The 20,883-nt window shown below is 58.5% G+C and carries 21 protein-coding genes and 4 pseudogenes; 14 read left to right on the forward strand and 11 right to left on the reverse strand.

Translation table 11 applies throughout. The features are described from left to right. Positions 1-259: 259 nt before the first annotated feature. Both HYH08_RS11650 and HYH08_RS11655 read right to left on the reverse strand, forming a co-directional pair. Positions 260-623, reverse strand: a pseudogene (locus HYH08_RS11650) (SOS response-associated peptidase family protein); the annotation flags it as partial. Between the two features lie 70 nt (positions 624-693). Next, on the reverse strand, positions 694-1,104 hold the full coding sequence (locus tag HYH08_RS11655) for a hypothetical protein (RefSeq protein ID WP_220009933.1): 411 nt from the start codon (positions 1,102-1,104) through the stop codon (positions 694-696). Positions 1,105-1,289: 185 nt separating this feature from the next. On the opposite strand from HYH08_RS11655, the gene HYH08_RS11660 reads away from it, so the two are divergent. Together HYH08_RS11660 and HYH08_RS11665 are read left to right on the forward strand one after the other, a co-directional pair. Continuing rightward, on the forward strand, positions 1,290-1,520 hold the full coding sequence (locus tag HYH08_RS11660) for a hypothetical protein (RefSeq protein ID WP_220009934.1): 231 nt from the start codon (positions 1,290-1,292) through the stop codon (positions 1,518-1,520). A 255-nt stretch (positions 1,521-1,775) separates the two neighbouring features. Next, complete coding sequence (locus tag HYH08_RS11665; protein ID WP_228747752.1) at positions 1,776-2,099, forward strand: hypothetical protein; 324 nt, start codon at positions 1,776-1,778, stop codon at positions 2,097-2,099. Positions 2,100-3,107: 1,008 nt separating this feature from the next. Here HYH08_RS11665 and HYH08_RS11670 read toward each other — a convergent pair. Continuing rightward, positions 3,108-3,395, reverse strand: coding sequence for a hypothetical protein (locus HYH08_RS11670; RefSeq protein WP_220009935.1), 288 nt, complete (start codon positions 3,393-3,395; stop codon positions 3,108-3,110). Between the two features lie 152 nt (positions 3,396-3,547). Then, positions 3,548-3,778 carry a hypothetical protein gene (locus HYH08_RS11675; RefSeq protein ID WP_220009936.1) on the reverse strand — a complete coding sequence of 77 codons (231 nt, stop codon included), beginning with the start codon at positions 3,776-3,778 and terminating at the stop codon, positions 3,548-3,550. Positions 3,779-4,158: 380 nt separating this feature from the next. Between HYH08_RS11675 and HYH08_RS11680 the strand changes: the two genes are divergently transcribed. Next, positions 4,159-4,368 carry a hypothetical protein gene (locus HYH08_RS11680; RefSeq protein ID WP_220009937.1) on the forward strand — a complete coding sequence of 70 codons (210 nt, stop codon included), beginning with the start codon at positions 4,159-4,161 and terminating at the stop codon, positions 4,366-4,368. 791 nt (positions 4,369-5,159) lie between these two features. Here the strand turns inward: HYH08_RS11680 and HYH08_RS11685 are convergent. Then, positions 5,160-5,750: a hypothetical protein gene (locus tag HYH08_RS11685; protein ID WP_220009938.1), complete on the reverse strand. Its 591-nt coding sequence runs from the start codon at positions 5,748-5,750 to the stop codon at positions 5,160-5,162. 266 nt (positions 5,751-6,016) lie between these two features. On the opposite strand from HYH08_RS11685, the gene HYH08_RS11690 reads away from it, so the two are divergent. Continuing rightward, the gene (locus HYH08_RS11690) at positions 6,017-6,238 is read left to right on the forward strand and encodes a hypothetical protein (RefSeq protein ID WP_220009939.1); all 222 of its coding nucleotides are present in this window, start codon (positions 6,017-6,019) and stop codon (positions 6,236-6,238) included. Here the strand turns inward: HYH08_RS11690 and HYH08_RS11695 are convergent. The 4 genes from HYH08_RS11695 to HYH08_RS11710 all read right to left on the reverse strand — a co-directional run bounded on the left by HYH08_RS11695 (position 6,228) and on the right by HYH08_RS11710 (position 9,395). After that, a complete protein-coding gene (locus HYH08_RS11695) occupies positions 6,228-6,461 on the reverse strand; it encodes a hypothetical protein (protein WP_220009940.1) in 234 nt (77 codons plus the stop codon). The two genes, HYH08_RS11690 and HYH08_RS11695, sit on opposite strands and share 11 nt — an antisense overlap. A gap of 323 nt (positions 6,462-6,784) precedes the next feature. Next, positions 6,785-7,012, reverse strand: a complete 228-nt coding sequence (locus HYH08_RS11700) for a DUF6894 family protein (protein ID WP_220009941.1) — start codon at positions 7,010-7,012, stop codon at positions 6,785-6,787. 621 nt (positions 7,013-7,633) lie between these two features. Then, on the reverse strand, positions 7,634-8,041 hold the full coding sequence (locus HYH08_RS11705) for a coiled-coil domain-containing protein (RefSeq protein ID WP_220009942.1): 408 nt from the start codon (positions 8,039-8,041) through the stop codon (positions 7,634-7,636). 367 nt (positions 8,042-8,408) lie between these two features. Beyond that, entirely contained in the window at positions 8,409-9,395 is a 987-nt protein-coding gene (locus tag HYH08_RS11710) for a hypothetical protein (protein WP_220009943.1), read from the reverse strand. 383 nt (positions 9,396-9,778) lie between these two features. Here HYH08_RS11710 and HYH08_RS11715 point away from each other — a divergent pair, with 383 nt between their 5' ends. Together HYH08_RS11715 and HYH08_RS11720 are read left to right on the forward strand one after the other, a co-directional pair. Beyond that, a complete protein-coding gene (locus tag HYH08_RS11715) occupies positions 9,779-9,973 on the forward strand; it encodes a hypothetical protein (RefSeq protein ID WP_220009944.1) in 195 nt (64 codons plus the stop codon). Positions 9,974-10,141: 168 nt separating this feature from the next. Continuing rightward, complete coding sequence (locus HYH08_RS11720) at positions 10,142-10,348, forward strand: cold-shock protein (protein ID WP_349631416.1); 207 nt, start codon at positions 10,142-10,144, stop codon at positions 10,346-10,348. Between the two features lie 81 nt (positions 10,349-10,429). On the opposite strand, the gene HYH08_RS11725 is transcribed toward HYH08_RS11720, so the two are convergent. Beyond that, positions 10,430-10,576: a hypothetical protein gene (locus tag HYH08_RS11725; RefSeq protein WP_220009945.1), complete on the reverse strand. Its 147-nt coding sequence runs from the start codon at positions 10,574-10,576 to the stop codon at positions 10,430-10,432. Between the two features lie 1,025 nt (positions 10,577-11,601). On the opposite strand from HYH08_RS11725, the pseudogene HYH08_RS11730 reads away from it, so the two are divergent. The 6 genes and pseudogenes from HYH08_RS11730 to HYH08_RS11745 form a co-directional block, all read left to right on the forward strand. After that, a pseudogene (locus tag HYH08_RS11730) lies at positions 11,602-11,868 on the forward strand (non-homologous end joining protein Ku); the annotation flags it as partial. 89 nt (positions 11,869-11,957) lie between these two features. Then, on the forward strand, positions 11,958-12,794 hold the full coding sequence (locus HYH08_RS11735) for a hypothetical protein (RefSeq protein ID WP_220009946.1): 837 nt from the start codon (positions 11,958-11,960) through the stop codon (positions 12,792-12,794). Between the two features lie 64 nt (positions 12,795-12,858). Beyond that, the gene (locus HYH08_RS37395; RefSeq protein WP_228747753.1) at positions 12,859-13,059 is read left to right on the forward strand and encodes a hypothetical protein; all 201 of its coding nucleotides are present in this window, start codon (positions 12,859-12,861) and stop codon (positions 13,057-13,059) included. Between the two features lie 16 nt (positions 13,060-13,075). Further along, a pseudogene (locus HYH08_RS37400) lies at positions 13,076-13,496 on the forward strand (hypothetical protein). A gap of 268 nt (positions 13,497-13,764) precedes the next feature. Beyond that, positions 13,765-15,666 (forward strand): putative bifunctional diguanylate cyclase/phosphodiesterase, encoded by a 1,902-nt coding sequence (locus tag HYH08_RS11740; RefSeq protein ID WP_220009947.1) that lies wholly within the window; start codon positions 13,765-13,767, stop codon positions 15,664-15,666. Positions 15,667-15,775: 109 nt separating this feature from the next. Further along, positions 15,776-15,953 (forward strand): annotated as a pseudogene (locus HYH08_RS11745) (DUF3606 domain-containing protein). A gap of 25 nt (positions 15,954-15,978) precedes the next feature. On the opposite strand, the gene HYH08_RS11750 reads toward HYH08_RS11745, so the two are convergent. Further along, positions 15,979-16,257 (reverse strand): hypothetical protein, encoded by a 279-nt coding sequence (locus HYH08_RS11750; protein ID WP_220010129.1) that lies wholly within the window; start codon positions 16,255-16,257, stop codon positions 15,979-15,981. A 1,394-nt stretch (positions 16,258-17,651) separates the two neighbouring features. Between HYH08_RS11750 and HYH08_RS11755 the strand changes: the two genes are divergently transcribed. Next, entirely contained in the window at positions 17,652-18,614 is a 963-nt protein-coding gene (locus tag HYH08_RS11755) for an ArdC family protein (protein ID WP_220009949.1), read from the forward strand. 97 nt (positions 18,615-18,711) lie between these two features. Continuing rightward, the gene (locus HYH08_RS11760; protein WP_220009950.1) at positions 18,712-20,823 is read left to right on the forward strand and encodes a ParB/RepB/Spo0J family partition protein; all 2,112 of its coding nucleotides are present in this window, start codon (positions 18,712-18,714) and stop codon (positions 20,821-20,823) included. The last annotated feature ends 60 nt before the right edge of the window (positions 20,824-20,883 follow it).

Raw genomic sequence — 20,883 nt, forward strand, 5'->3', positions numbered from 1 at the left:
CAGTGTTTCCGTTCTCGGTCGTCGTCGTGGAGCCACTAACAGGCAGTCAACTGCTCTAGATGAATCATCAATAGCCCTTCCGATAAATTCACAGCAAACTTGCACAGAACTGATCCGATCGTTATCAGGTGTCGGAATGTTTGTCGTGCGTTACCAGACTGGCTCTGTTGAACGCAGCGCAAATTCGGACATTTGGTGGGCTGCCCTCCCATCGACTAACCGGTCATGCCTCGCCGCCTCGTTGCGTGTGCTAGCCGTCAACTACGCAGCGATGCTCCGGGCCCAGCCAGCGCGTCCAATGCTTCGACTTCACGTTTCGGATGTTGGTGGTGCCGCTGTCCGGCTCATCCGCCGCAGCTCCTTGAAATCTCGACTGTCTTACCTTTTGTCTGCAGCTTTTCCGCGCGTTTCTTCGTCGCGTCCATGAGCGCCTTCGACGACGAGGGCATACCCCACCGCGCGGTCGCGAGCTCTCGAGCATTGGCGCCATTGCGCACGATCGGAGCCTTGTAGTCGGGGAAGACGCCAGGCATGGGCGCGAGATTGCCCACGTAACGATTGACGACGCGGAACAGCTCGCTGATCGCCGCCTGGTTGGCGGTGATGCTATAGAGATTGCACATCGTCAGGAGGCCTTCTTGGAACGCCGGGAGGGCGCTTCCGGCTGTGGGGTGCCTGCCGGATGCAAGCCGATCAAGTCGGGCCGACGTTTTTTACGGAGGGACTGCTGGCAAGGGCTGCAATATAGAAGTTCCGCATCAGCGCGACCTGCCGGTCGCGCGGTTGCACCACCAATGCAAGATCGATGATTTCGGTGTGCTTGCAGTGTTCGCAGCGGACTTCGAGGAGCGGAAAGCCGCCGGCAATAGCGGCCGCGATTGTGGGAGAAGCATGATCGAGCTCTCCGATGAAAAGCGCGGTGTTCCAGGCTGCGCAATCGAGCGCATAAGCCTTGGCCCGGGCGGCGTCCGCCGCGGCATGGGCTTGGGCCGATTGCTCGATGAGGTTTGCGAACGTCACCTCTGCCTTGTGAATCTCGCGGGCGAAGTGCTTACGGTCCCCGCCCGACATCGGCGGCGGTTTGATGATGCGAGCGGCGGACATGGTCGGCAAGATATGAGGAGGGAGGCGCTAGAGCCAGCCGCTGGGGCTAGTGCGCTTGGTGGCCGAACACGCAACGGGTAGGTCAATGGCAACATGATAGATTTTGATTTACCGAATTTTATGCTTGTGCCGTCGGGCAAAACAATGGTTCATAGGATGCTGGCTCTAACATGAGGACCAGCACAATGCCGGATCAAATCGAAGCCGCTTCTGAACTGTCGAAGATCGCCAAGCTCAACGGTGATTTTCGCAGAAACTACGGTTTGCTCCTTGGAGCCTTTCTGTATCTGCGTTCGATCAGCGCTGCGCGCGGCCGGGTTTGGCTGTGGTCTGCCTTGTCCTCAATCGTCGGTTCGCTCGCATTGAGCTGTATCGGAAAGCACGCTTCATCTTGGTTTTCAGGCTGGCTGGAGTAAGCTGTATCGGACCACAGGGGCGTTCCATGGGAACTGCGCTCACTGTCCAGAATGCAAGATTGCCTCGACGTCGGGAGACTTGGCGATCGCAGCGCAATACCCGCGTTCAGCCGCCTGGCTAGCCGGAAGGCAGCGACCTACTGCGCATCGTGGGTGTGGTGTCCGGGGTTTGATGACGTATGGGTATGCTACTGACAGCGACAATTGGCCCGGTAGGCTGGGCTTCTGATGCAGCCAATGGTTCAGAAGATGAGAATGTTGGCAGTTGCTGCCTTCCTGCTACTGCCGACTGGCTCACTCACCGCCGGGGCGACCATCGTCGGTGCAGGTTCGCAATCGTGCTCGGCCTGGACCAGCAGAACCAAGAACGCCGTAGTAAAAGGCGCTTTCGAGTCCTGGGTTGTTGGGTTCATCAGCGGTCTGAATGTCAGCAGCGATAGAGAAATTATCGGCGGCGGCGATTTTTTAGCGATTGTCGCTTGGATGGATCGGCGTTGTAAATCCAGTCCGACCGACCAAATAGGGATTGCGGCCCTTGATCTTGCGATGCAGTTGGCCGGAAGCGCAGCAAAACGCTGACCCGCGCCGGTTCACGCTGGCGGCCTCCACCTCTAAACAGAGCCGCGTGTGTCCCCCACGGCCCCGCCTAGAAAGCAACACTGACAGTTTCTTGCAAGCAACGGTCTAAGATCGCAGACAGGTTGGCCCACGATGTGCATAGGTCCGGTGCCGCGTCGATCGTGCGGAACGTCGCGGTGTCGGTCGCAGGAGCAGTCGTAATTCTACTCCTGCGACCTTCACGTCCGAGGCACTCCCGGCGCCCTTATCCGCAATTGGACCGGCAGCCGAGAGCATTGGGGGCTGGAGACCCAACGGTGCCACGTTCGCGCTCTATGAGCAATCCAGCTTCAGTGGTTCTACGGACTCCTTTTTCGGAACGGGGTATTCTATTCAAAGAACATCGGCGTAACTTCTCGGCCGCGGCTCGGTGGGTTGGACCGCGTTGCGGCTTTTAAGCTGCGGCGAAACCCAATCATTTTTGCGACGGGGAAATTTTTGAGTATCCATGCTCTTATAGCGACCATGTTGGAGCGAGAGTTGGCGGCGCGCGGAGTGCGATCACTTGGACATTCCGATTGCATGTCGATCGTACAAAATATTCTCGTGCGCTTGACGGACCTGGATCGGGAATTAGCCTTGCGACCCGGCGAGCAACGCTAGTGCTCCCTGCGGCTGGGAACGCGCGCGAGCTACTGCGCGCCGTGGTGTGGAGAAGTCTCTAGCCGCCGGTTCGCGCTGGCGGCCCTACCTCTTCAATCACGTCATATTCGAAAGCGACGCCTTCCTGATCATTCTGCTCGAACTAGGTTTCCGCGGCGTCCACTATAGCGAAAACCTTGATGTGATCCTTGTCACCGACCTGCGGTGTTCACCTAAATAAAAACGCTCATAGAGATTCTCTTCAGCTTTCGGCGTCACCGCCGGAGAGGCAGCCCCGGCTAGAGCTTTGCGGGGATAGGCTGGAACCGCTCGTAGCTAAATCGCTCCTTTAGCGCTTTAGCGGTCGGTCGCTCCATATATGCTGCGTCAGTCCAAAAGAATTCGTTCACAGCCTTCCGCCTTGGCGAGATCCATTGCTTCTACCGTAAAGTGCTGACCTGCGAGCAACATCGGACCGCGCGGAGTGGGTATTCCTCCTAGCGCATGAAAAACTACGCGCCCGGTGACAACGCCATCGGGGAATTTGAGGACGAACGCATATCTCGCCACATTAGGATTTGCAGCGTATTGCTTGCCAAGCTTCTGACCAAGTACCTTCCTCATCGAAGTAACATCGGCCGGAACATCGCGCATGATAGCTGGTTTGAGGCCCATCTGCGTGTTGCTCTATTTTAATGCCACCTTGCCGAGACGTCGATGAGCCTAAGTCAGCTGCTAGCCCCGTGGCTGACCGCCGAGCTTGGCTGGCAGCGTCCGCTTCCGAGGGTTGAGCGGCCTCGTGGAGCTGCCGCGGGGCGCCTTTCACCCTAAGCCGATCTTCTTTGAACGCACTTCTCAGAACAATTCAAGCAGCGGGACGTGCCCTCAATCAAACCGCCGTGCTCGCTGCAAAGCTTGGCCGCTTCCCCAGCCAGCAAATGCAACTTCATGGCGAAGTCGATGAACTGGGACTGCTTGAATGGATGGCCGGCTATTCTCCTGGCATTGGCCTCGGCGTCGTTTGCAAGCGTGCGCAACCTATCAATTGCTTCAATCATTTGGGCAGTCCTAAAAATGTGCTCGTGAAACGCAAAATCAGGACAATTCAACATCGACACGGGGAAATGCGGAACCGGAGTTTCAGGTTAACAGTCGGTTCTCGTTAATTCAAATCATTGGCCACGCCAGTCTCCCTTGCGGGAGCGAGCGCTCGCCTGAGAGGTGTAAGGCGAGTGAACGTCGGCTATTGGAAAGGATTGCTGGGGCCGCGCTGGCTGAATTTGTAAAGAACATCCCCTCGTGCATTATTGACCGCGACCTTGTTACTTATAGCGAGTGCGGGTGCTGTTAGCCTTTTTTTAAGAATGAGGTTGGCACGCGCAGGGATGGCTCTCTAAGTTGATGAAATTTCATCCATCAGCCCCGGGGATTAATACAAGTGAACTTCGAATTGCAAACGGTATCCATTGATCTTCTGAAAAAGGTGGCCAACGTCACAATTAGGGCGCCGGGCAGCGGCCCTATCCACGACGACACATTGGTCATTATCCAGTTTCCTTTTACGCCGTTTGTTGAGCAGGGAGCGGAAAAAGAGCGCGCTGTCGCTGGGGCGAAAGAAGTGCTTGAGAAGATTCTGGCGCAGATCTGAGCGCATCAGCGCCCGCGCGCGTACCGCTTCGCAGCGCTAGCGTACTTTTTGGGCGGCCAGGGATAGGCGGAGAAGAGCAACGAATATCGCCATCAAGTTCGCTGCTGTAGGCCAATGCGCAGGCTCATATTGAGAGGCGCCTTCGGCACCTTCTGCACAGATCGTTAACGTCTGCCGCGTTCAATAGTCCCCACCGGGAGAATGCACTCTTCCGGCAGGTGAACGACGGCCTCACGCAATGGGCACAACGCGTGAGGCCGTTCGCTTGTCGGCAGGGAGGCGCTGCCTTTGCGCGGATCAGCCGAGCCGGATCAGTCCAGCCTGCAGAAGAAGTAAGACGGTCGCGAGGCCGCAACCACACTGTGCCTGGCATGGTTAATTTCGAGTTGACCGCCTCAAAACCATTTCAGCCCTCGTGGTATTTCCGCAGATGGCCAGCTCGAAAACGGTGGATGTCGCGATCGACGCGGCCGGCGGGAACGATTGAGGGTTACGCCATACGCAGATACTCCACTCACCGGTTTGAACTGTGTCCGGCCAGTCGGCAATGCGAGTCGTCCGATGTTCGAAAGGAAAGGCGGCCCCGGCTCCTTCAGGTCTGGGAGGTTAGGGGACTTTCGCTGCTCCGATTGTGCTTGCCACAACGCCGGCCGATGCGAGCAAGGTTAGCTGGGCGCCTGAAGAGCCGGACGACTTGCTCGATTATCCCTGACCTACGCTGACGGAATCCACATCAAGGTTCTGAAGCGGTCCGAAAGCCCGCTTGTTGCCGCCGTACCTAAGGGGCGTGACTATCGTCCTCGTTTCCCAAATGATGCGGGTCTGGATGTGGGTTGCTGGCCAACTTGCTTTTGTTGATTGGCCAGAAGCTCGGCGATCAGGTTGTCGGCGTTGGAAAATGCTGGCACGGTTGGATCCGGTTCGGAAAGCTTTGCGAATTTGTCTGACGATCGTTGGTTTGCGAAAGCAAGGATGATAACCGCGATGGCGCCACTAAAGAGAAGCACCCAACCCCAGCCAAAACCTACGGAGTTCGCCAATACTTTGGCTATGCTCCCGAAAGGGTTGCCCTTCATCGATTGATCCAGCTTTGCTCTGGTGTCTGCGAGAAGGGCAGCGATCTTAACCAGAGTCATGAGCATCCAGATCAGGGCCGCTCCAGCAACAACTCCTGTTGCTCGCCGATATCCTGTCAGAATCAACGCAACAATTCCCATCGCGCTGATGACAATGAAAATCCCATCGCCGTTGCCACTCATGACGTAGCTGAGCGAGCCAACTACCGGGAGAGTGACTATTGGACAGAATGCCCCGGCTGCCATTACGAGGGCGGCCAGAATGACCGCGGAATCCAGTGGCGTCAGTTTCTCAAAATCAGTCATTGATCGGCCTCCGCGACTACTATTTTGGTCACGAAGAGCTTACCGCGGGCTTTCAAAGCTAGATTGCTGAGTACCTAACGATTCGCTCACACGTTGATTCAACGGGGCGCCGGAGCAGCGGTGGAACTTGAGATCTGCTACCGTTGATGGCCCAGGCGGTACACCGATCCTCCCAAGGCACTCACGGGTGATGGCTAATGAAACCGCCTGTTTACCTGAAATGGCGGTTCCGCATTTCTCCGGAATTGTGTCGATATTGAATTGCATTGACGGTGCGCCAAACGAGCACGTTTTATTTAGGGCCGCCGCAAATGATTGAAACAATTGATAGGCTGCGCAAGCTTGCGAACGATGCCGAGGCCGATGCTCGGAAAATAGTAGATCCGGTCGCGCAGTCCGAGTTCATCGACTTCGCGATGAAGTTGCGTTGGCTGGCCGGAGAAGCAGCAAAGATCTACGGCGTCGGTGCGCGCGGAGTCAGGGGTTAGGTCCCTGGGTTGAACCGCCACGCTTTGACAGTAACCGGGATTTTCTCGAGATCATTTTTCTCAAGTCTAAGCGCTCCTGCTCAAGACTCTTTCTCTGCCCATCCATGTCGTGCCCACCATGTTCGAGGACATCGATCAAGATCGCCTGATTGTTCAAATAAACTTTCTTTTCAGCGATCTGACGCGCGAGAGTTGCAATTTCGTCGTTGCTATCTTTCGACATGATGGAATCTCTTAACCGTATGATTAGCGGTAAAGATTTCAGCCTATACAATCATGCTTGCAAACTGGTTACCCCGCTGGGAGCGCCCTTATCTTCCACTCCCTCAGGAGGAATGCCCTAGGGCCAAAGAATTGGATCAAAGTGTATCCCACGCTTCAACATCTCGGTGCGGGGGAGTTCGGCGCGTTGCTTGGCAGCGTCACCCAATAATCGGTAGGTCAGATCTGTCTGCCGACCGGCATCCACCCGCGGGCGGATACTTTCGTAAAGCATTCGAACAGATCTTCGCTCAGGCTGCAGAGTGTCTGCGCCCGATAAGTCGATTAGCCCAGCGCCTCCTTCACAACCCGATAACGCGCAATCTCCATCCCCACACTATCCAGAACCAACACGACGGTGTGGGCACTGTGGTCGAATTCCGGATCGCTGGCGATGTCGCGCGCGACACGAGCGCCGTACTGCCGCGCAAGGTCGGGCGAGCCGAACATCTCGCCCGTATCGTCCGGCTGTAACTGCCCATTGTGGAAAATCGGAAAATGGTACCGCTGCACACATAGCCTCCTGTTAGGCTCTCATGCGTCATTCTGGGCTCTAGACGAAACCGTCAGAAAAGACAGGGGGACCCGCCACCCCCGTATTCCGTAAATCCAAGTCTCAAAGTTGCGAGGCACTGCGGCTTGCGCTCTCGCTGCGGTTGCGGAATTATCTCCGCTGGCAAAACCGGTCCGACCTTCGAGGGTGTGGCCAGCCGGCAGCAAAAAATCGGATCAAGTGGGTTCGCTTCCGGATGCACTGCTAAAGTCCAGGGCCTGTAGCTCAACATTTAGGCTATCGCCGAGGCGTAAGGGAAAAGCATGGTAAAGAAGCGCGTGGAAGGCAACGTTCTATCGTGGTTGGTTGTGGAGGCATTGCAGGACGTCGGTTCGAATTCAAGAATATCTGTCGCAGTTGTCCCTGAAGAACGAACCAATTGGCGGATTGTTATCGCGGGGCACTCGCGGCGGTTTCTTACGAAGGATTTGAAGAAGCGGCTCGCTAAGATAGAGCGGGATCTTCAGTCTGAATATGAGTTGTCAGTCTAGGTGAGAGCCGACCGCTCACGACGGTCTGGTTGCTGATTCAGGTCCGGCAAGGCCCGCAAAGCGAAGTTGGCAGCAGATTGCAAAGGTCTACTACTTGCTTCGCCTGTTCTTTTGTTGCGCCGGTGAGGTTGGCGGGTTCGCCTCAGCCTTCGAAGACGCGAGCGCATCAACTCGTCCGCTAATCGAGCCCAGCTGATCCGCAAGGAGCTTCCTCTCTCCTTGTTCGGCGGCGAACCTGCGTTCAAGATCGGTCACCTGCTCACTCAACTTTTGCTGGGTGCCTCGCACTTCATCCGTAGTTTTCTGAAGCGCAGCGATCGCCTGTCGAATGGCATCGAGGTTTGGCTCCTGCCGAGAAGCGTTTTGAGTCGCCTGCAATGCCTCAATCCTTTGATTCGTCCAGAAAATGCCACCGGCTGCCGCGACTGCGACAAAAGCAACGAGCACCCACGGAAAGATCGATCTGCGCGGCCTACTCGTGTGGAGATCTTCGTTCATGCTCAAGCGCCTTCGTTCGGTTGAGATGCATATCACTTAGTTCTGCGTAGCCAACGCCTTCTGTCGATCACGCAGCGCTGTCAATTCCTTGAGCATCTTCGCTTGCTCCTCGGGAGACATTGGGGACGGCCTACGCGGAATATCCTCAACGTCCATATAGGCCCCCTTCGATTTCGGCTGCCCGACCCGGCCCTTGGTTGCGTTACCCCAAGCAGGAACCGTTGCAATAGTGCATGTCATAAAGGCCGCGGCGATCACGATCGAGCTACGATTGAACCAAGGCATAACTGGTTCTTTTTCAGCTCTTTTTGGCAAGCTCGTGGCGTTCCTGGCGGAACTGAGAGCTCGCACCGCTTAAAAGCGCTCATTAGAAGCGATAGCCAGCGACCAAGTTCACCGAGGGCGTGTAGTAAAACGTCCACCCTGTGCCGGGCGTCGCATGCCCAATCAATTCTGCTTCGGCCCGCAGAAACAGCGCATTGAAATTGCGTTCGATGCCTCCGCCGAGCAGCGCAGCGGGTGCATAACCGTTCAGAAGTTCAAAGCGGGTGATGACGCCATTTGACTGCGAGCCACAAGCGACGGCATAGTAACCAACATAATCTCCGGATAAGCGCTGTCCCTTAATGGTCGGATTGTTGCAATAAACTGACTTTGAATCGTCGGACAGCGAATACGATTCCGTCTTTTCAACCCCAATGCCCGCTTTCGCATACAAGAGCCACTCGCTGAGAGCGTAGCCTGCGCGAACCGAGACGTCCGCTGCAAACGGTCTGCGATAAACTGCGGTGTTCGACAGAGCTGAGCTGAGAGTCACGCGGTCGGTCGAAATCATCTGCCTGTCTGGAGAACAAGGCGAGCACGACCCGATCCATATAGGCAAGATATTCGAATACGCAGGCCACAGCACCGTGTCAGAGGCTTTGGCGAAGCTGTAGCGGCCCCGTGCTTCGAGCCCCAGCAGCAGGTTCCGTTCCACTACATTGTATCCGGCGAGAAACCCCACTGATGGCCCCTGCACAGCGCCGCCCGGAGCATTTGGCGTCGCTGCCCCTGCACAGGGGACGTAGCCAATGATTGGGTTCGGCAGTGCGGATTCTGACGCGATGTCGTATCCGCCCACAACTCCCACATACGCTCCCGAGAAACGCGATCGGGATGGTACGGCGGCGGCTTGCTTTTCTACCAAGCCCGGCCCGGCAGTAAATGCTGGCTTCCTATGTTCGATTCGAGCGGCAGCATCGTAACAAGCCAGTCGCTCCTTTGGCGCCTTTAGCTGCGCACAGAATCTTAAATCCTCGGAAATCTCAGCCCATGCCGGTATCGCAGCAATTGCTGCGACGGTTGCAATCAAAGTCGCCCAGATCCTCAAAGCCGCCCCCTACGACGTTTAGGGGAACTCGATCACAACTTGGGCGAGAGAGCAAGGTGTCAGCGCGGCCGAGCTTGCGGTGTTCGCAACTTCGTATCGTATCATCTTTGGGCGCCTTGTTGATTCCGTATAGCGCCGCCTCGTACTGCTTGCTGCGTGCGAACAGGGATTGTACTTCGTGCGCAAAGCATCAGGCTGCGCACCGTCCCCAAGAGACGATCGATGGTTCGATCGATCTGCGAAGTATCTGCTGAGATAGATGTTAGAAGCTGGTCGGTATCGTAGAATACCCAATGGCAAATTGCGCGCGCAAGGTGGCGTGCTATGTGCTAAACGGCGGCCCGAAACATGATGGAGTCGCGAGCTTGGCAAAGAAGACAAAGAAAAAGGTGAAAACGTCTTTTCGACGCGAATGGACGAAGGACGACTTGAAGATCCTTAAGTCAATGGCAAAACAGAAGGCTGGCGTTACGAAAATTTCTAAGGCGTTGAAGCGTAGCGCTGCCGCCACAAGGATGAAGGCGTCTCAATTGGGTGTTTCGCTGGATGCGCGCGGCTAGGCGCCTGCCGCGAAGTCGGGGGATTGACATGTGTTTACCCTTGCCTCGCCCCGACTCAGGCGTGCTCTTGCGCGAGCGCAATCCTGCGCGACGTGGAGGCGCGTTGACAGAAAGTCGTGTTTTGCTGGAAATGGGGACTTTACGGTTTCATGAATTGGAGAAAATCGCGTGGCGATGGGGACGGTTAAGTGGTTCAACCCGACGAAGGGGTTTGGCTTCATACAGCCGGACGATGGAGGCAAAGACGTTTTCGTACACATAAGCGCAGTGCAAAAGGCGGGTTACCGCGACTTGATCGAAGGCGCACGCGTTAGTTACGAACTAAGGGCAGGCCGATCAGGCAAAATGTCAGCTGAGGACTTGCGGATCGGCTGAGATCGCAGTTTACCGCTCGACACGCACCACGGACAACGGATCGACTTGGTGGGCCCGGGCCGCTGTCCCTATTCCGGCGGCTCAGAGCCCTCGCGAAAGCAGCATATCTATCTGCTCGCGGCACGCTGCAATGGCCTTCTCCTGATGCCCTGCAATAGAATCCACGAAAGTCAGTCCGCCGTCTTTGATCGGAAATATCGTCCAGCGCCAAAGGTCGTCGCCGATCATCTCGACTTTGAACTTTATCCCACGATATCCGTAAGTTGCTATGATGCAATCGTGATGCATTGATCGGGCCAATTAAGGTGTTCAAGCACGGCGGTCGCGAAGGACCTTAATACCAAGAGATAGTGGTCCGGCTAACTATCGCTGCGAGACTCGGCGCAATTCAAAAATAAAGCCGCCGGTGAGACGGGCCGCGGCTTTGAGCCAGCAGGATCTGCCCGTTGAGCGTCGGGCGCTGGCGTTGTTATGTCTTCGCTAGCGCTCAGAGGTTCAATGTAGACAAACCCTCTCATCCATAAACCCCCGCCAGAAAGCGGATGGCGAAATAGGCGCCTGCTGCGACGATCGCCGTCATGCTGATTGCGAGGAGGACCCGCTACGTTTCGTCCATGGTGTCTCGCAGATAAAACCAGCTCCCTTAATTTAGGTAACCGCAGGGTCGAGCGGAACCGAACAATTGCTCCACAACCGATCATGTGGGCGGCGCGCCAGGCCAATATACGAGAGGTCGTGCTGACGGGCCAATATTCAGCCTTAAGGGCCTTCCTGTTGCTGAATGCTTTTTAAGCCCCAGTACAAGCCAGCCAGCGTCCCCAAGCCCACCACAACCTACGCAAAGGCGTGCGATGGCGATACGCTCAGCCGGAACAGAAGCAGATCTCGCGTGTCAGAAACGTGCCGCTATCGACGCATTCTGGCGCATGTTTCTGCGTTTGTGCTCACCGAGCGCTAACCGCCTGCTCTTCCCAAAAGCCTATAAAACAAGGGGAAAGCTGGTGCTGCCAGACAGGATTGAACTGTCGACCTCTCCATTACCAATGGAGTGCTCCACCCGTTTGGCGTGGTCTCGCGCCGCGCAGGTCGAAAGCTGACCACCAAATGACCCTGTTTATCGTATACGCTTTCATGGATATGGACATCGGAGCCGAGCTTGTTCGTCTTAGAAAGGATAGACCGGCGAGGAGGTCGAAAACGAGGACATCGTCAAGGGCTACAAGGTTGATACGGATACGTTCATCGAGGTGACCAAGCTCATCCATCAAAAGCGCGCCGGTAAACCTATCACCGCGAAAGCGCGTCCTCGCGGTGAGAACGTCGTGGACCTGATGGACGCGCTACGCAAGAGCGTCGGACGAGAGACAACGGGGCCGAGAGAGGCACCGAAGAAGACAGCCAAGAAGCCGCGCAAGGCGGCGGGCGGGCAGAAGGAAATGTTGATGCCGATCACCGGTAAGGCGGCAAAGGAGGGCGCGGCGAAAAAGCCGGTTGCCAAACCGCAGCGGAAGTCCGTCTAGGTTCTTTCGTTCCGGGCGTCCCGCGTGTCGAGGAATGGCTGCGGCGCGGCAAGACGGGAGTCTCGACCAGCTTCGCTCCATCCGTGCTGATGGCGTCCTTCATCACCTGGATGTCGTTGCTGCTGATCGGCTTCGGCCTGATCGTTCATGGCCTAGGGGACTGGTTCTCGCCGCCCGCCGACAGTTTCGAACAGGCCGCCTTCATCGCGGGCAGTGCGCTCGCTACTGTCGGCCTGTCTGGCATCGAGGCGAACGGGCCGGCGCACTGGGTACTGGTCGCGGCGAGAATTTGCGGTCTGGCGGTGCTCACCATGGCGGTGACGTACCTGATCGAGGTGCAGGAGGGAGTTTCCCGGCGTGATCGCGGTGTGCTCAAGATAACGACCACCACCTCCGGTCACCCGCCCTCGGCGATCGGGATGTTGGAGCGCTATGCCGATCTCGACGCGTCCGAGGAAATGCGCCGAGCCCTGTACGATGGCCGGGACTGGTGCGCCTCCATGCTACAAAGCCATGCTTCGCACCCTTCTTTGATCTACTTCCGGTCAGTCGGCACGGGCGCCGGCTGGCCGGGTGCGCTTGGCACCCTCATGGACCTCGCCCTGATCCTCGAACTTCTGATCGACGATCCGAAGAGCCGGGCCGCCGCCCTCCTGCTGCGCGACGAGGGATTGCGTCTGGTCCGCGATATCGCTGGGCTGATCGGCCTTGAGCCAAGAAGCGCCCGACCGACGACGTCCGAGGTCGATGCTGTCTGCAGACGACTTTCTGCGGCTGGGTACAGGCTCAAGTCGGATCCCGACCTTCGAGCCTTCGCGGCGAGGCGAGCGGAGCACGCCTGCTGCATCGACGCGATCGCCGCCCATCTCGGCACGCCGGCGGCGCCGCTTCTGCCCGGTCCCGCGCGCATCGCAAGCAAAGATTAACATGTATGAATCCCAAAGCTTGACAAACCGGGATAAGATGGGACTTTCCCGGATGGGGGCACCCATGTTCGACACGGCAACTACCGCGCTTTTGCGCGCGGTCCTCGATGAAGTCTGTGCTCGCGTCTCGCAGCGTGAGATCAGTGCTCGTACCCACGTGGCCTCGAAGATCCTGGAGGCTGCGACCGGAGGCGAGGTCTCTCCCGAGGGCCTAAGGCTGGTGGGTCGCGATGCGCTCTCGCAGGCGCCAACGATGTGGCGTTGATCCGGAGGGTGGGGGCGTGAACTTCCAGGTCACAGTCCTCAAGATCCTGGCGGCATACCCGGATGGGTTTGCCGTGATGGAGGACCTTAAGCGCGACATGGCCATCCTGGCGACCAGCGGACGAGATTGGGCCGAGCGGACCAAGCGTCTTGCGTCGCGGGTGCCGGACCTCGACATCTGGTCTCAAGGGCTGGTCGAACGCATAAGCGGGGGATGGAGACTGACTTCCAAAAGGACGGGAGGTGCTCGAGTTCATGGAAGCCCGGCTCTCGCCGGAGCCAATCCAGGCAGTTGCGGTCAGCGAGACTACCCTGCCGGTTGTCGAACAAGCGCCGGTTCCTCCGCTGCGGCAGCCTGCGGACCGAGCTAAGCGGCGGCACGAACGCCGAGAACGCCGCCGTGAGGCGCGCGAAAGAGCCAGGGCAAACGCCTCCTAGTCAAAGAAAAAGCCGCCAGTGAAGCTGGGCAGCTTGATAGTCCCGGACGGTTGATCGCCTCCGTGTCTCGCCTCGTTCGCAAACGTTCGGCATCAGATTCGGGGCTTTTGAACCAACAAAATCAACGTAGTTACTCCTTGGTTTCCACGCTGGTCACCGGTGCGGTGAGGGGCGCCATCAGTATGCGACCGACTATCTTAACGCAGCTCTTAGTCTTTTCTGATCAACTCCGCTGATAAACCACGCTCATCCAAGTAGGATAGCTACCGTGCAGCGTCAGATGGAGGGACGATTGCCTCGCCCGAGCGGCAATCGAAGGCGGCTCGCGCAACTTCTGTCGGCGCTTCGTTACGACCTGTCCTGGCGATTTGCCCGTCCGGGCGCGTTCAGGCAACGGTTTGAACAGGCGATTGCGAACCTGCCGCAGGGCATCTGCCTTTATGACTCTGACGACCGGCTACAACTTGTCAACGAACAGTTCTGCCGAATCTATAACCAGCCCATGCATCGACTGCGCACTGGTATGAGACTCTACGACGTGCTCGCCGACAGCTGCGCGCTGGGCAACTATCCAGGCCGCAGCGTGGACGAGATCTATTCAGCACGCAAGGAGTTCATAGATCGACGAGAAAAAGGGATATTTCTCCAGGAGCTCGGCGATGGCAGGCAAATCGCGATACATCATCAGCCCCTTCAAGACGGCGGCTGGGTTTGCACCTACGAGGACATCACCGAGCGACGAAAAGCAGAAGCTAAGGTCGAGTTTCTGGCGCACCACGACAGCCTGACCGAGCTCCCAAATCGGCGACTGTTCACCGAACGGCTCGATCATGCGATCGCGCACTCGAGCGCTAGCAAACCATGTGCTTTACTTTGCCTCGACCTAGATGGTTTCAAGGATGTGAACGACCGGCTAGGACACGCTGCGGGAGACATCCTCCTGAAGAATGTCTCGATGCGCCTCAAGGATAGCATCCAAACAGGCGATACGTGTGCACGGCTTGGCGGCGACGAATTCGCAGTCCTGCTTCCTGGCTCATCGGCGGGCGAAGCCGTGAACGTTGCGTATGAATTGGCAAGGTTGCTTCGCCAACCGTATTTTCTCGGCGCTTTCGGAACTGCAGATGTGGCCGTGAGTATCGGCATCGCGATCCTACCGGATCATGCTCAGAGTCCGGAGGAATTGATGTTGAGAGCTGATCAGGCCCTCTACAGGTCAAAGAATGCGCGGCTCGGCCTTCCGGTCGTCTTCGAAAAGAAATGGGCTGTGTCACCCGCGGACGTCAGGCCAAGGCGTTCCTCGGAAGGCGGAGGCACTCGCTACGGATATTCGTCACTCGCTTCCGATCTTGCTCTCGCGCTTCAACGCGGCCGCGAGTTATACCTGAACTATCAGCCGATCTACGATGCCCGGAACGGTCATCCGGTCGCTGTTGAAGCGCTCGCGCGATGGAATAGCCCAGATCGCGGCCACGTTTCGCCACTTGAATTCGTCAAAGTTGCCGAGGAGAACGGGCTGATCGATGGGTTGTTGGAATGGGCCCTAGCGACAGCGTGCCGGGAAGCCTCCAACTGGGATAGTGAGTTGAAGCTCAGCATCAACCTGTCGCCACTGAATCTCGATTCTCCTCTGTTGATCGAGATGATCGAACGTGTGCTGGCGGATACAGGCTTTCCAGCGCAGCGGTTGATCGTTGAGCTTACTGAAGAGACCGCACTTGAACACTCACCAGACAGGCTGGAGCGCTTGCGGAACTTGTCCATTCTCGGAGTTGAAATCTGGCTTGACGATTTTGGTTCTGGGTTTGCCAATTTTGAATACCTTCAATATTTGCGGTGTGACGTTCTCAAAATCGCTCGGAGTTTTCTCGCCGGGTACGAGAAGCGGGAACCGTTGCTGCGCGGAATGATCGGGCTCGCTCACGCGTGCGGATTGAAGGTCGTGGTCGAGGGCGTCGAAACTGAAGAGCATCACAACCTACTGTGGGGTCTCGGCTGCGATTTATTGCAGGGGTACTGGCTGGCGAAACCTCTGGGAGCAGGTGAACTTCATGCGGCACTCCGGCCAATTCTCCCGCCATATCACGAAAGCCGCTCGATCATTCCGGACGCCAATGATGATCGGACTCGAGGACGGCTTCCTAAGAGACGAGTTGATAACCGCCCGTAAGCCTCCTGGGGCTTTCAGTTGCCGACAAATTCTCCTCCGACCATGGCGCTTAGCACGATGTCGGCGAGGCGCCACAGCGCCCGCCACATGACTGTTCCGGAACCGCCGAATCCTTGTTGCGTTGCCTGAACTCGGACGAAAGAAGGACCGCGCGGGTGGCAGGCGGGCAGGACTACGAAGTGCGGTACGAGGCGAAGAAGACTGGAAAGGCGGCGACGGCGGTGAAAAAGGCTGTCAAAAAGGTCGGCAGCGCACGCAAGCGTGTGGAGAAACGGCTAGGCCGCTGAGTAGGAGACGGGCTGGCGTCGCTGTTTAGCGTCGGTCCTCCTCGTCAGGGGCGCATTCTGGGCAGCTATCACCAATCGAGTCCAGCACGTCGCGGACCGCGGCCTCCGCTGCTTGAGGGGAGACGTCTGCTGGCGGGTCCTGACGGGCGATATCGAAGGCGCGCTCTCGAGCATGGGGATCGGCGCGGTCTTGCATCCAACCGTGCTCCTCGCACTCGCGGATGGCGCCTGCTTCGTTCAGGACGTTGATCGCCCATCCGCGCAGGGTGCGGATGGCCAGCCGTCTCCGCTTGGTCATCAGCATCGAAAGGTTCTTCCACGCTGAGACGAATCGTTTGGTCGCGTAGACGTTCACCGTCTCTAACACACGACTGGGATTCGGGATCGTGGGATCTCGTGATTTTTCGAAGGCGGAATATTCAGCTTGGCGAGGTGCTAGGGTGGGCAAGAACGAACTGAAGAAACCGCCTTTTCGATACATCAGAGGTCCGAACTCAGGTGGTCGCTCCTTGTCCGTTTTGCGCGTGCGGCTGTCGCCGCACCGGGCTCTCGTGAACCGAGCCGCGCAGCGTCTCGGCCTTGCGGCTTCGATCCCTCGCGCACGAGCAGATCACGCCCTCGCAGGGCAGAAATGAAAAACCGGACCTTTATGCAGCAGCCACCTGCACAAAGGTCCGGCCTTATCTAGCGTGCCGCGACACCGAACGGCTGCAAAGGACGCTTCATATCCTTTGGGAGGTCTCGCTTTTCGTCCGGGTTGCGACCCGGAGGCGGCAATAATCTGTAGCCGATACGACTACTTCTTTTTCTTTGAAGTCTTCTTTGCCACCTTCTTGGTAGCTGCCTTCGCGGTCTTCTTTGCCTTCTTCGCTTTCTTGGCCATGTCGTCCTCTGTAAGAATTGGCTCTCAGTGAACATACCCACGCCGTGCATAGACATGCGCACGAGTGAGACGTTATCACAAAAGCAAAATTGATACCAAGGCAACGTGAATCCGCATTGGGTCGCTCGCCGGAGGCACTCGCTCTCGGGTCCCGCCGTCATTGCATTCCGGCGTCGCTATCACTGCCCCGAGCTCGGGTGCCTTTTTAACCGGTCTCGCGACTGCACTCGGTCCCGGGTCCCGCCGCTACGCGTCGGCGCTATGCTGACCCTCCTGCGGGTGCCTCTTCCGCGTCCGCGAGTGGTCTTCGCTGTCGCTCCGCCCACAGGCCTCTCTTCCATAATTGTGAGACTCTGTGAAAATGTCGGACGGTTCTCGTATTCATTGCCTGCATCACGTTCGCTCAGGTTTTGGCGCGTGCGGGGAGGGCCGCACCGGGCTCTCGTGAACCGAGCCGCGCAGCGTCTCGGCCTTGCGGCTTTGATCCCTCGCGCTAGAGCTTTGGTGCTCCTCGCCGGGGGCACTCGGGAAAGGGGCTCGCCTGCGGCGATCGCTATCACTGCCCCACTCCCGGGCGCCGCTATTGAACCGGTCTCGTCGCTGCACTCGGACCCGCGTGCCCCTTCGGGTCGCTATGCTCACGCTCTCCGGGTGCCATTTTCCGTTGCGGCGATGCGCCCTTGGGCGCACGCCTGATCGCGAATGAGGCCATCGGTAGATGGCGCAAGGGCTGAGAGTAAGAGTGCAGGCTGGTTTTTCCGTGACGGGTTAGAAGTTGCGAGAGAGGCTCGCGGCGCCCGTCGCGGAGACCCGCGATGTCAAACACTACTGCTCGCGCGCGCGCCGGCCAGGACCGGGCAACCCTCTATAACGAAATCACCGACAAGATCATTGCCGAGCTTGAGGCCGGACGCGTGCCCTGGGTCCAGCCTTGGGGCACTGCCGCGGCAAGGGCACCCTTGGCGATGCCGAAAAATGCTTCGACCGATCGCTCCTACAGCGGGATCAACGTCCTTCTGCTTTGGGGAAGCGCGATCGAGCATGGTTACAGCGGTCAAAGCTGGCTCACGTTCCGGCAAGCGCTGTCGCTTGGAGGCCATGTGCGTGAGGGGGAGCGTGGCACCGCGGTGGTCTACGCCGACCGTTTTGTCCCGCGTGATGAGAAGCGGCGCGCCGCCGAGACTGGCGACGAAGCGCAGGCCATTCCATTTCTCAAGCGATTCACCGTCTTCAACACTGACCAATGCGCCGGACTCCCCAACGAGATCGCTACCGCGGCTCCGCCATCGCCGCCAGGTCTGATCGAGCCCACGGTGGAGGCTTTGATCAAGGCCACCGGGGTCTCCTTTCGGATTGGTGGCGATCGCGCATTCTACGCACCGGCCGAAGACTTCGTGCAGGTCCCGCCGCCGCAGGCCTATTTCGAACCCATCAACTGGCACCGCACGGCCTTGCATGAACTCGGTCATGCGACTGGGCATCCCTCGCGCCTCAACCGCGACCAGAGCGGATCCTACGGTACGAAGAAGTATGCCTTCGAAGAACTGGTCGCCGAGTTGAGTTCCGCGTTCAGCTGCGCGTCGCTCGGGATCGTCCCGACCGTGCGCCATGCTGACTATATCGGCTCCTGGCTTGAAGTCCTGCGCGAAGACAATCGGGCCATCGTGCGGGCCGCCTCGCAGGCGAGCAAGGCCGCAGACTATTTGCTCGACTTCATTCCCAAGTCCGTTGAGCCCGCGTCGCTGGATTCGGCTGTCGCCGATCCCGAGCCGGCGTGATGCTCGGCCTCGCGCGAGAGTGAGAGGAGGGAAGGCTGTTCACGACGGGTTGGAAGCCGAGAGAGAGTCTCACGGCCGCCCGTCGTGGAGAGCCGAAATGACGAAAGCCGTACAGAAGATCACGCTGTCGCCTTCCCGGGACATTCCGTTTAACAAGCTCATGCTCAGCCAGTCGAACGTTCGCCGCGTCAAGGCCGGTGTCTCGATCGAGCAGCTAGCCGAGAGCATCGCGCAGCGTACGCTCTTGCAAAGTCTGAGCGTCCGGGCCGTCGTTGATGCAGATGGCAACGAGACCGGCATGTTCGAGGTGCCGGCAGGCGGCAGGCGCTATCGGGCTCTCGAGCTCCTGGTGAAACAGAAGCGGATGTCCAAGACGCAGGCGGTGCCGTGCGTCGTCCGCGAAGGGGGCATCGCCGAGGATGACTCGGTGGCGGAGAACGACGAGCGGGTCGGCCTGCATCCACTCGATCAGTTTCGGGCCTTCCAGACGCTCCGCGACCTCGGCATGAGCGAGGAAGACATCGCCGCCCGGCACTTCGTGAACCCTGCGATCGTGAAGCAGCGGCTGAGGCTGGCGTCGGTGTCGCCGAAGCTGCATGAGGTCTATGCCGAAGACGGCATGACGCTCGAGCAGCTCATGGCGTTCTCGGTCACGGCCGATCACGCCCGCCAGGAGCAAGTCTGGGAGAACGTCAGCCGCTCCGGCTACGACGAGCCATACCAGATCCGCCGCATGCTCACTGAGAACACAGTGCGCGGGTCCGATCGCCGGGCGCAGTTTGTGGGCCTCGATACCTATCAGCACGCGGGTGGCGGCGTTCTGCGGGATTTGTTCGAGCACGACGACGGCGGCTGGCTTCAGGACGTCGTGTTGCTCGACCGCCTCGTGACCGAAAAGCTCAAGGCCGAAGCTGAGACGATCGCGGCCGAAGGCTGGAAGTGGATCTCGGTCGCCGTAGAGTTCTCTTACGGTCACACTCAAGGGCTACGAGAAATCGAGGGCAAACCTGTCGATCTCTCGCCTGAAGAGCAGGCCACCATCGATGCCCTGAACGCCGAGCAAGCCAAGCTGGAAACCGAATATCAGGATGCAGACGAGCTGCCCGACGAAATCGACCGGCGTCTCGGCGAAATCGAGGAGGCACTGGCGCCATTCGAAAACCGGCCGATGCACTACGATTCGACCGAGATCGCCCGAGCTGGCGTCTTCATCAGTATCGATTCCGAGGGGCGCCTCTCGGTGGCCCGGGGTTACGTCCGGCCAGAGGACGAGGTGCCTGATTGCGACGTCGGGCAAGACACCGGTGCGTTGTCGACCGAAGGTCAAGAAGAGGGCGCTTCCGTCCAGCGCACAGTGATCGCGGTCGCGGGTAGTGCTCCCGATGCTGAAGAAGATGATGAGGATCCGGCCAGGCCTCTGCCGGATCGGCTGATCACCGAGCTGACGGCACATCGTACGCTGGCATTGCGGGATGCACTGGCAGAAAATCCTGCGATCGCGTTCCAGGCGGTGCTGCATAATTTCGTGCTGACGGCCTTTTACCGGTTCGCATCGTCCGGTAGCTGTCTTGAGATCGGCCTTCGCACGCCGAACTTTCCAGCCCAAGCTCCGGGGCTGAGGGAAAGCGTCTCTGCCAAAGCTGTCGAGGCGCGGCATGAGGCCTGGAAGGCACGGTTGCCGAAGAGCGAGAACGATCTCTGGGATGCGCTGACGGCTCTCGATGGTGGTGCACAGGCGTCGCTGTTCGCCCACTGTGCATCATTTGCGGTGAATGCCGTCTATGAGCCGGCCAACCGCTACAATCAAGGCCGTGTCTCCGCTCACGGTGTCCGCACCCGTTTCAACCAAGCTGATGTGCTGGCGCGCGCAGTCGGGCTCGACATGGTGCGGGCTGGCTGGCGGCCGACCGTCGACAACTATCTCGGCCGGGTCACCAAGCCGCGCATTCTGGAGGCGGTGCGGCAAGCCAAGGGCGAGCCGTCGGTACAACTGATCGACCATCTGAAGAAGGCTGAGATGGCAAAGGAGGCCGAGCGTCTACTCGATGGTTCGGGCTGGTTGCCGGAGCCGCTGCGCCTCATCGATCCCGATGCGGCGCCCGTGACGCAGGAAGGCGAAGCAGGCCCTCTGCCCGAATTCCTCGCCGACGACGAGGATCGGGAGAACGCCGGCGACGATGACCCGCTACAGCTCGACGCGGCTGAGTGACACAGAGCGGGATGGCTTCGGCCATAACGCAGTTGCTTGGGGACCGGTGTGCAACGCCGG

This window comes from Bradyrhizobium sp. BR 10289 (assembly GCF_019455385.1).
Classification (GTDB): Bacteria; Pseudomonadota; Alphaproteobacteria; order Rhizobiales; family Xanthobacteraceae; genus Bradyrhizobium.